The sequence below is a fragment of the Sphingomonas tagetis genome (assembly GCF_024211275.1).
GTDB lineage: Bacteria > Pseudomonadota > Alphaproteobacteria > Sphingomonadales > Sphingomonadaceae > Sphingomonas > Sphingomonas tagetis.
The window spans coordinates 22305-31127 of sequence record NZ_JAMLDX010000030.1; the positions used below are offsets into that span (position 1 = coordinate 22305).

Consider the following 8823-nt stretch of genomic DNA (forward strand, 5'->3'; position numbering starts at 1 on the left):
TACTCACGAATTGCGCGCCCAACAACGTCAGCCGGGCAAGCATCAGCAATGTGTTATTTGATGTGGCGAAATTCTTCCGGATAACCGACGGTCCGTTGACTGCGGCGATCGTCCACACCTCCAACTTATTATATATGTGAAGTCTGACGCGCTCGTTCATCTTAGCATTTGTCGTGGATCATGTATTAATAGATGCACGATCCTGCGAACGAGATGCGGCTGCACCTGAGTTGCACCTAAAATCGAGCTGTCAGGAAATCATCATTGTGGCGATCAACCCGGATAAACTGCTGAACCTCCATATCCCGGAGAGGGAACAGTCCTACACGATCAGGGACACCATTGTTTATGCGCTTGGCTGTGGTTTCGGGCTCGACCCGAGCGACGAGGGTCAATTGGCTTTCGCCTATGAAAAGGACCTTCAAGCATTACCGACGATGGCAAGCGTGCTCGCATATCCCGGCTTCTGGATACGCGATCTCGATACGGGCATCGATTGGGTGAAGCTCTTGCACGGAGAGCAGGGCCTTTCGTTGCACAAGCCGCTACCCCCGGAAGGCACGGTCGTCAGTTCGAGCCGAGTGGCTGATGTTATTGATAAAGGGGAAGGGCGCGGGGCGCTCGTTATTTGGCAAAAGGAGCTGTACGACAAGGCGAGCGGTGATCATCTTGCTACTGTGGAAACGGTCGCATTTTGCAGAGGCGACGGGGGCTTTGGCGGCCCATCGCGTGCGCTATCGCAACCACAGCCGCACCCGATTCCCGATCGCGCTCCGGATCTCGAATGTGTTCTGCCGACGTCGCCGCAGGCCGCGCTGATCTATCGCCTCTCCGGCGATTGGAATCCGCTTCATGCAGAGCCCGCCGTTGCCCGCGCCGCCGGCTTCGAGCGCCCGATCTTGCACGGCTTGGCGACCTTCGGGGTAGCAGGTCACGCGCTCTTGCGCGGCCTGGGCAATTATAACGCCGGGACCCTCCGATCGATGAGGGCGCGCTTTACCACGCCGGTGTATCCGGGAGAGACGCTCAGCACCGAGATTTGGAGGGAGGAAGGACATGTGAGCTTCCGCGTGAAATCGGTCGAGCGTGGTGTCGTGGCCATCAACAACGGCTATGCAACCCTCATTTAGCACTTTCGTCGTCCAGGGCGCCGCATCAGACAGAGCTTGCGCCTTCGGATGGATGATCCGATGGCGCAGGCTCGTGCGCGCTTATGAAAAGCGCATCGACGTCTCCAAGGCCGTGATCCTCGTCGCCATGGGCGGCAATATGTTACGCCGAAACGCTCATCCCTGATTTCCAAATAAACTCCGAGATGATGGGAATTCATCCATTGCTCATCCTAATATTTTAGCCAAATGACTTATTATTAAAACAAGAACAGATACGCGACGGGCGGCGATTTCATCGTCGAGAAAATCTCGTGCTGCCCGGTAGATACTATCCATTGGGTAATCATCACATTCGTAATATCAAATTGCCTGATCTCACGGACGGGACGGGGCATGTGTAGAAAGATTCTGCTTGATTCGCAGAACATCTGCGGACGTCATCCTGGCAATTGGGAGGCGGCTGGCGGGACAGCAGGCACGCGCTCCGGAGCGCTGCCTGATTGATGGAGGATTAAATGGCTGCGCGCGCAATGGCTGACCCTGCCGATGGCACTTCGGGGGGGGGCTCGATATTCAATCTGGGGCCCGGCGCTCATGAATGCTGGTACCCGGTTGCCCTTTCGGCTGACGTGCCGAAGGGCAAGGTCCTCGGCCGCGATATTGCGGACGGACGGGTCGTTGTCTATCGCGGCGAGGATGGTGTGATCCGCGCGATGTCCGCCTATTGCAAGCATATGGGCGCCGACCTGAGCGTGGGTGGCGAGGTTGTCGGCAACAACATTCGCTGCCCGTTTCATCATTGGTCCTATGGCGACGGCGGCGAGTGCAAACATATCCCCGCGGGTGACGAGATCCCAAAGCGGGCCAAGCTATTCGAGTTCGCGGTGCGCGAGCAGTTCGGACTGATCTGGGTGTTCTTCGGTAAAACGCCACTTTACGAGCTTCAGACGTTCGAGGATTTCGACGAGACGAAACATGTCGCCCGGTCCTTCGAGGTGCAACTTAACGACAAGCTTAACTGCGAGCCGTGGATGTTCACCACCAACGTGTACGATATTGCGCACCTGCGCTCTCTTCACGGTATAAACATTGTCCATTCGGAAGTTGAGGAAATCGACCGCTACCGAAGCCGGATGTCGTGGGATGCCGATTTGGGCGAAAAGGGCTCCGGCGGCTTGCGCATGGAAATCTATGTGTACGGCGTGAATTCCCTGCGGAACAAGGGTGAGCAAGCTGGACGGCTCAAATGGTATATCGGCGCAAGCATACCCTCCGCTCGACATGGCACCAAGTTCTTCATGACCATCATCACAACGAACGAAGAAGGTGCTGAAGAATTTCTGGATCGGCAGGCTGCCATGCACGCGCAGATCATGAACGAAGATCTCCCGGTATTGAACAATATGCGATTGGATGAACTCCTGCTGTTGCCGTCGGATCGGGCTCTCACTCGCTTCATGCGCTCCGTCCTCAAATATCCGCGAGTGACGATGAAGGAACTCGAGCGATCCGTGAGAATGGACTAGCCCGGCAAGTGCGACCACGCCGCTGGGCGATCGGGAGATCGACCGAGGCGGTGACTTTTCGACGCCAGACCGTTTCGGGAGATTGTGGTGGTAGGTATCCACGCGTTTGGAGGATATGTTCCTCGGCAGCGGCTGCAGCGAAACGCTGCCTATGCCGCGACGGGCTGGTTCGCGCCGGGCCTCAAGGGCTTTGCGAAGGGCGAACGCGCCTTTTGTTCCTGGGATGAAGACGCGGTCACGATGGCTGTGGAGGCCGCGCGCGATTGCCTCGCTGGCCGTGATCGTTCTGCCATTGCGCGCGTCGTTCTGGCCTCCACCTCGCACCCCTTCGCCGACCGGCAAAACTCGACCATCGTGAAGGAGGCGCTTTTCCTTTCGGACGCGACCGCGGCGCTCGACGTTTCGGGGAGCAAGCGGTCGGCGACCTCCGCCCTGATCGATGCGTTTCATGCGGTGGCGGGCGGGGCGGGCGATACGCTGTGCGTCGCCGCGGAGCGTAACGTGGCCAAGGCCGGCTCCGAGGGGGAGTATAATTCCGGGCACGGAGCGGCGTCGGTCGTGGTGTCGAAGGGCGACGGCTGCGCGAAGCTGATCGGCACACATTCCGTCAGCATCGATTTCGTCGACCATTTCCGCAAGGAAGGCGAAACGTTCGATTATGGTTGGGAAGCCCGCTGGGTGCGGGAAGAAGGCTATGGAAAGATTGTCGTTTCGACGATCGTCGCAGCCCTTGAGAAGCTAGGTATCGACGCCAAGAAGATCGATCATTTCGTCCTTGGATCTTCCATGCCGAAGATCAGCGAATATGTCGCGCAAGGCAGCGGCATCAGGCCGGAAGCCGTTGCCGACACGCTGGGGGGAGTCCTGGGAGACGCCGGCGCGGCCCAGCCGCTGATCTTGCTGTCCCATATCCTGGAACGCGCAACGCCGGGTCAACTCATCATGGTGGTCGGCTTTGGCGGAGGATGTGACGTCATCCTCCTGGAGACGACCGCGGCGATCGTGGGCGCGGCGCACGCCAGAGGCATCAGCGGATATCTGGAAGATCGAGCGCCGGTCGATAATTATGTGAAATATCTGGCCTTTTCGGGGCTGATCGACCTCGACAAGGGCATGCGCGCCGAGCTGGACCAAAAGCCGATCCTCACCGCCCAATATCGCGAACGGAAATCGGTGCTAGGCCTGGTCGGCGGCAAATGCACGCAGACCGGCGCCGTCCAGTTCCCGAAGTCGCCAGTCAGCATTTCGCGTGAGGCGCGGGCTATTCACACGCAGGAAGACTATCCGCTTGCGGAATTGCCGGCAAAGATCGTCACTTTCACGGCCGACTACCTCATGTTCTCGCCGTCGCCGCCCGCTTATTACGGCAATATCGAGTTCGACGGGGGCGGCCGCATGCTGGCGGAGATCGTCGACGTTGGCGAGGAGGGGCTCGAAATCGGGACTCAGCTGCGGATGGTGTTCCGCATCAAGGCGATCGACGATCGCAGGGGGTTCTCCCAATATTTCTGGAAAGCCGTGCCCGAGCGGCGGTTGTCGACCAAGTCATAACGGAAAAGAGCAGAGCGATGGCAAGCGGGATAAGAGACAAGGTCGCCATTCTAGGAATGGGCTGCGCCAAGTTTGGCGAACGCTGGTCAGATAGTGCCGAAGACCTGGCGGTCGAAGCGTTTGAAGAGGCACTTGCCGATGCGAACATCGACGTTTCGCAGATCGGCGCGGCCTGGCTTGGCGTGGCGTTCGATACGGTGAATATCGGGCCATCGGGCATCCCGCTCGCCATGGCGCTGCGCCTGCCGAACATGCCTGTCACGAAGGTTGAGAATTACTGCGCCTCAGGCTCGGAAGCTTTTCGGGGCGCGGTCTACGCGGTTGCGTCCGGGGCCGTGGATATCGCTCTCGCCTTCGGCGTCGAGAAGCTGAAGGACACCGGCTATGGCGGCCTGCCGGTGCGCACCCGTGGCACCAACTGGGACATGGTGGGCGTGGTAGGATCGGCACCTGGCCATTTCGCCCAGCTAGCTTCAGCCTACCGGGCAAAATACGGAATCGAGAAGGACCTGCTCAAGCGGGCAATCGCGCATGTCTCCGTCAAAAGCCATGATAATGGCGCGAAGAATCCGAAGGCGCATCTGCGCAAGCGGGTAACAATGGATCAGGTCATGAACGCGCCGTATATCGCCGAGCCGCTTGGATTGTTCGACTGCTGCGGCGTGTCCGACGGCGCAGCCTGCGCCATCGTCACAACACCGGAGATCGCAAGAGCGCTCGGCAAGAGCGAACTTGTGACAGTCAAGGCGCTGGCAGTGTCCACGTCCAACGGGTGGGAACTGCAGGGCTCGGGCTGGGACGGAAGCTATTTTCTCAACACTCGCGTGGCAGCAAAAGCCGCCTATCAGGAAGCCGGGATAACCAATCCGCGCGAGCAGCTGAGCCTGATGGAAGTGCATGACTGCTTTTCCGTGACCGAGCTTGTCACGATGGAGGATCTGGGCGTCAGCGAGGATGGTGGTGCGATAAAGGACGTGCTCGACGGTGTTTTCGATGCGGACGGCAAGATCCCGTGCCAGATCGACGGCGGGCTGAAATGTTTCGGCCATCCGATCGGCGCATCGGGTTTGCGTATGATCTACGAGAATTATCTTCAGATCCTCGGTCGCGCGGGTGAGCGTCAGCGAGCGGATGAGCCTGTCTTCGGCTTGTCCCATAATCTGGGTGGCATGCCCAACCAGAATGTTAGCGCTGTAGTCATCGTGGGACGGGACGGAGCATAAAACCGCCACGCTTCGTGGAATAAGATGATGGACAATGTGGTTAAGTCGGCAGCTCGGGTCTTTGAGGTGCTCGAATATTTTTCCGAACGCCAAAGCGCAGCCTCCGCCGACGAAGTTCGCCGGGCACTTGGGTATCCCCAATCGAGTACATCCGTATTATTGCGGTCGCTCGCTTCGCTCGGATATCTCGCTTATGATCCTTATAGTCGAAGGTTCCGGCCGACCATCCGTATTGCCCTGCTTGGCGCGTGGTTGGTCGAAGAGACCGGTAAGGCTCGTAACCCGACGAAGATGATGCGCAGCTTGAGCGCGGCTACCGGCGATATGATCATTCTTGGTACCGAGCACAGCCTGGAGGCTGTCTATCTCAAGGTCGTGCACGCTACCAACCCTGTGCGCTTCCACATGAAACAAGGAGCGCGGCGACCGATATGTATGACCGCTATTGGCAGGGCGCTCCTATCCACCAAATCAGATAAGGAGATCGGAGCAATCGTTCGTCGGCTGAACGCTGAGCGGGAACCTGGCGTTGCCCCACTGTCTCTGACCGAAATCCTCGAAGCCGTGAATGAGGGGCGCGAGCTTGGCTATTTTGTCACAAAGGGGACGGCAACCCCAGGTGCTGGCGTTATTTCGCTGCCAATAGGCAATCGGGCGGAGGAGCCCCCACTCGCCATTGGAATAGGCGCGCCGATTGATCGGATTGAGAAAGAATGCGCGCGTTTTGTGGACTTATTGAAACAGGCGGTGGGATAACCGAATATTGGATGAAACCGGCAGGCCGGAGTTGATATCCACGAAGTATAAATATTCGAGCAATTTGACGATTGATGTCAACGTCATCGAAATTTATCCAGCTAGACTAGCGACCGACTGAAAATCCGGTCGTTCGGCAAGTTGCGCGAGAGAAACGTCTTGCGCTTCACATATGTGATATTGCCATCCAATTATCGTCACCTGGCCATGCCAATGGTATCAGGGGGTAACAAGAGTCTGCCAGCGATCGCATTCGCGTTGGTGGATGTGCGCTCCCGTCGATCTTTTGTGAGGGGAGCGGACATAAAAAATCAAGATAAAACATTAAGAGGGAGAGGGGATATGATTGCGAATTCTTCAAAAACTCGCTTGAAGCGCAATAGGTCTGGAAGAGCACTGGCTGCGTTGCTGATGGGGCCGGCGATTGTTGTTCCGTCCATTCTCGCGGGCAGCGCCGCCTTCGCTCAAGAGTCTGGTGAAATCATCGTGACCGCCCAGCGGCGCGAGCAGGCGATTATCGACGTACCAATCTCGGTCAGCGTGGTGAGTGCTGAGAAGGTTGAAGACCTCAATTTGTCGACCTTCACGGCGATTGCCCAACAGGCGCCGAACTTCAACATCACCTTCAATCGCGGCAGCAACGCCACCCCCGATTTGAGCATTCGCGGCGTCCGCGGCGAGGGTTCTAACGGGCGTCTCAACGAGAGCTCGGTCGCCGTCTATGTCGACGAGATCTATCTCGGTGATGAAACCAGCCTGTCGGGGCAGATGTTCGACGTGCAACGGATCGAAGTGCTGCGCGGCCCGCAGGGGACCTTGTTTGGCCGCAACACGACGGGCGGCCTCGTCCATTTTGTTTCGGCTGCGCCGACCGCTGAGTTCACCGGGAAGGGCAGCCTTCTGTTGGGCTCGGATAATTGGGTGGGCCTCAACGCCGCCGTGAGCGGCGGTTTTGGCGAGCATGCCCGGACCCGGCTCGCCGGTCAGTTCGAACAGCATGATGGCCATTTTACCAACCGTGGCACAGTGCCCGGTGCTCCGAAGAAGCTGGCGGCAAAGAAGGTCTGGAGCATCCGGAGCACGACCGATTTCGATATTGGCGAAGCCTCGACATTGCGGTTCCAGGTAACGCACTCCGAGACCAATTCGGAATCAACGCCCAACTTCGGCCTGGGCATTTGGAGGGACGCGACGAGAGCACTCTGCACGCAAGCGGAAATATTCGCAGCCCAATGCGTCGATAACACCGTTCTCGGTGGTCAGCCTCGGCAAGTCAGGCCGCGCTCCGGCGACGCGATCACTGAGCTCGGCAGGGATGATCTGGCAATCACCCAAAACCTGACCTCACTCACCGCCAAGTTCGAGACGGATCTGGGTTTTGCGTCGCTCATCAACATCGCCAATTATACGCAGTTCACGTCGGAGGTTGGCGTTGACGGGGATCAATCGACGACACCCAGCGGCCTCCAGGGCTCCAACGTCCAAGCGCAGCTTAACAACCAGTCCAAGCAATTCAGCGAAGAATTGCGCCTCCAGGGTAGCACCGAGGGGCTGAATTGGGTTGCGGGTGTCTACTATTATCAGGACCGCAAGAGAAGCCAGACGTCTTCGACGGTCAGGAACAACGCGGGCGCGCTGCTCCAAACAGTCCGGGCCAGATCCCGTGTCGACACCACGTCCGGAGCGGTGTTCGGTCAGGCCGATTGGAAGTTCGCCGATCAACTGACGCTCTCCGCCGGCGCGCGTTATACGATCGAAAACCGCGAGCTGAAGCAGGCGGAAGCCACCCACATTACCGCGGCCGGCGCTCTGCCCCCGCTAGACATCCTGTCGGGCGTCGCCGATCCCGATCCGGTAACGAAGGACGTGACCGGCCGCGTGAGCCTGACCTGGGAGCCGACCGCCGACAACAGCCTTTACGCCAGCTACTCGCGTGGCGCAAAGAGCGTCTCCTATAATACCTATTACTCCAGTGGCGGCGGAGCCGTCCAAACCCCCGCCACCAGGGCAGCTGCTTTGGCGGCCAACGTCGCTCTGACCGGTCCAGTGGGACAGGAGCATCTCGATGCCTTCGAAATCGGCAGCAAGAACCGGTTCCTTGACCGGAAGTTGATGCTCAACCTTGCGGCATTCTATTATATCTTTGACGGCAAACAGGAGTTGCTCACCGTCGCCGACCTCAGTGGCCCGGTGCCAGTCCAGACCAGTCGCTTCCTGAATATCGGCAAGGCCGAGATGTACGGTGCCGAGCTCGAGCTAACCTATTCGCCGAACGACCGCTGGGACTTCTCCTTGTCTGGCGGTCTCCTGGAGACCGAAATCACGAAGTCGCCCCTCAGGATTACCGTCCCGCGGCTGAGCACGCTCCCGGCGCCGAACAACACGATCCCGCTGCAGGGACTGCCGATCCCGCAAACACCCAAGTGGAATGTGAACGCCACGCTCGCTCACCACATTCCGGTCAGCGGAGTCGGCCGCTTTACCTTCCAGGCCGAAGGCCGGGCACAGGCGAAGCAGAACTTCACGTTGAGTAACGACCCCTGTGTGGACGGCTCTCCGTTGGCAAGGGGGTTTTCTGCTCTGCGCTGGCTAGTTGAGGCGCCCATGTGTCCGGCCTGTTCGCGCGGCTTTGCATGGCCGCTGGCCCTGATGCCA

General features: G+C 58.7%; 6 protein-coding genes and 1 pseudogene. All 7 read left to right on the plus strand.

Annotated features, from left to right (window positions below):
* Positions 1-266: 266 nt before the first annotated feature.
* Positions 267-1130 carry a MaoC/PaaZ C-terminal domain-containing protein gene (locus M9978_RS22000; RefSeq protein ID WP_254297151.1) on the plus strand — a complete coding sequence of 288 codons (864 nt, stop codon included), beginning with the start codon at positions 267-269 and terminating at the stop codon, positions 1128-1130.
* Between the two features lie 43 nt (positions 1131-1173).
* Positions 1174-1296 (plus strand): annotated as a pseudogene (locus M9978_RS22005) (IS5/IS1182 family transposase); the annotation flags it as partial.
* Between the two features lie 331 nt (positions 1297-1627).
* Entirely contained in the window at positions 1628-2638 is a 1011-nt protein-coding gene (locus M9978_RS22010; RefSeq protein WP_254297152.1) for a Rieske 2Fe-2S domain-containing protein, read from the plus strand.
* An 84-nt stretch (positions 2639-2722) separates the two neighbouring features.
* A complete protein-coding gene (locus tag M9978_RS22015; RefSeq protein WP_254297153.1) occupies positions 2723-4189 on the plus strand; it encodes a hydroxymethylglutaryl-CoA synthase family protein in 1467 nt (488 codons plus the stop codon).
* A gap of 17 nt (positions 4190-4206) precedes the next feature.
* A complete protein-coding gene (locus tag M9978_RS22020; RefSeq protein WP_254297154.1) occupies positions 4207-5412 on the plus strand; it encodes an acetyl-CoA acetyltransferase in 1206 nt (401 codons plus the stop codon).
* A 27-nt stretch (positions 5413-5439) separates the two neighbouring features.
* Positions 5440-6168, plus strand: a complete 729-nt coding sequence (locus M9978_RS22025; RefSeq protein WP_254297156.1) for an IclR family transcriptional regulator — start codon at positions 5440-5442, stop codon at positions 6166-6168.
* 342 nt (positions 6169-6510) lie between these two features.
* Positions 6511-8823, plus strand: a 2313-nt coding sequence (locus M9978_RS22030) for a TonB-dependent receptor (protein ID WP_254297157.1), incomplete at its 3' end; no start/stop codon positions are given.

Coding starts and splice junctions, on each gene's coding strand:
- M9978_RS22025 (WP_254297156.1), top strand. CDS start 5,440: ATGGACAATGTGGTTAAGTCGGCAGCTCGGGTCTTTGAGGTGCTCGAA.
- M9978_RS22010 (WP_254297152.1), top strand. CDS start 1,628: ATGGCTGCGCGCGCAATGGCTGACCCTGCCGATGGCACTTCGGGGGGG.
- M9978_RS22020 (WP_254297154.1), top strand. CDS start 4,207: ATGGCAAGCGGGATAAGAGACAAGGTCGCCATTCTAGGAATGGGCTGC.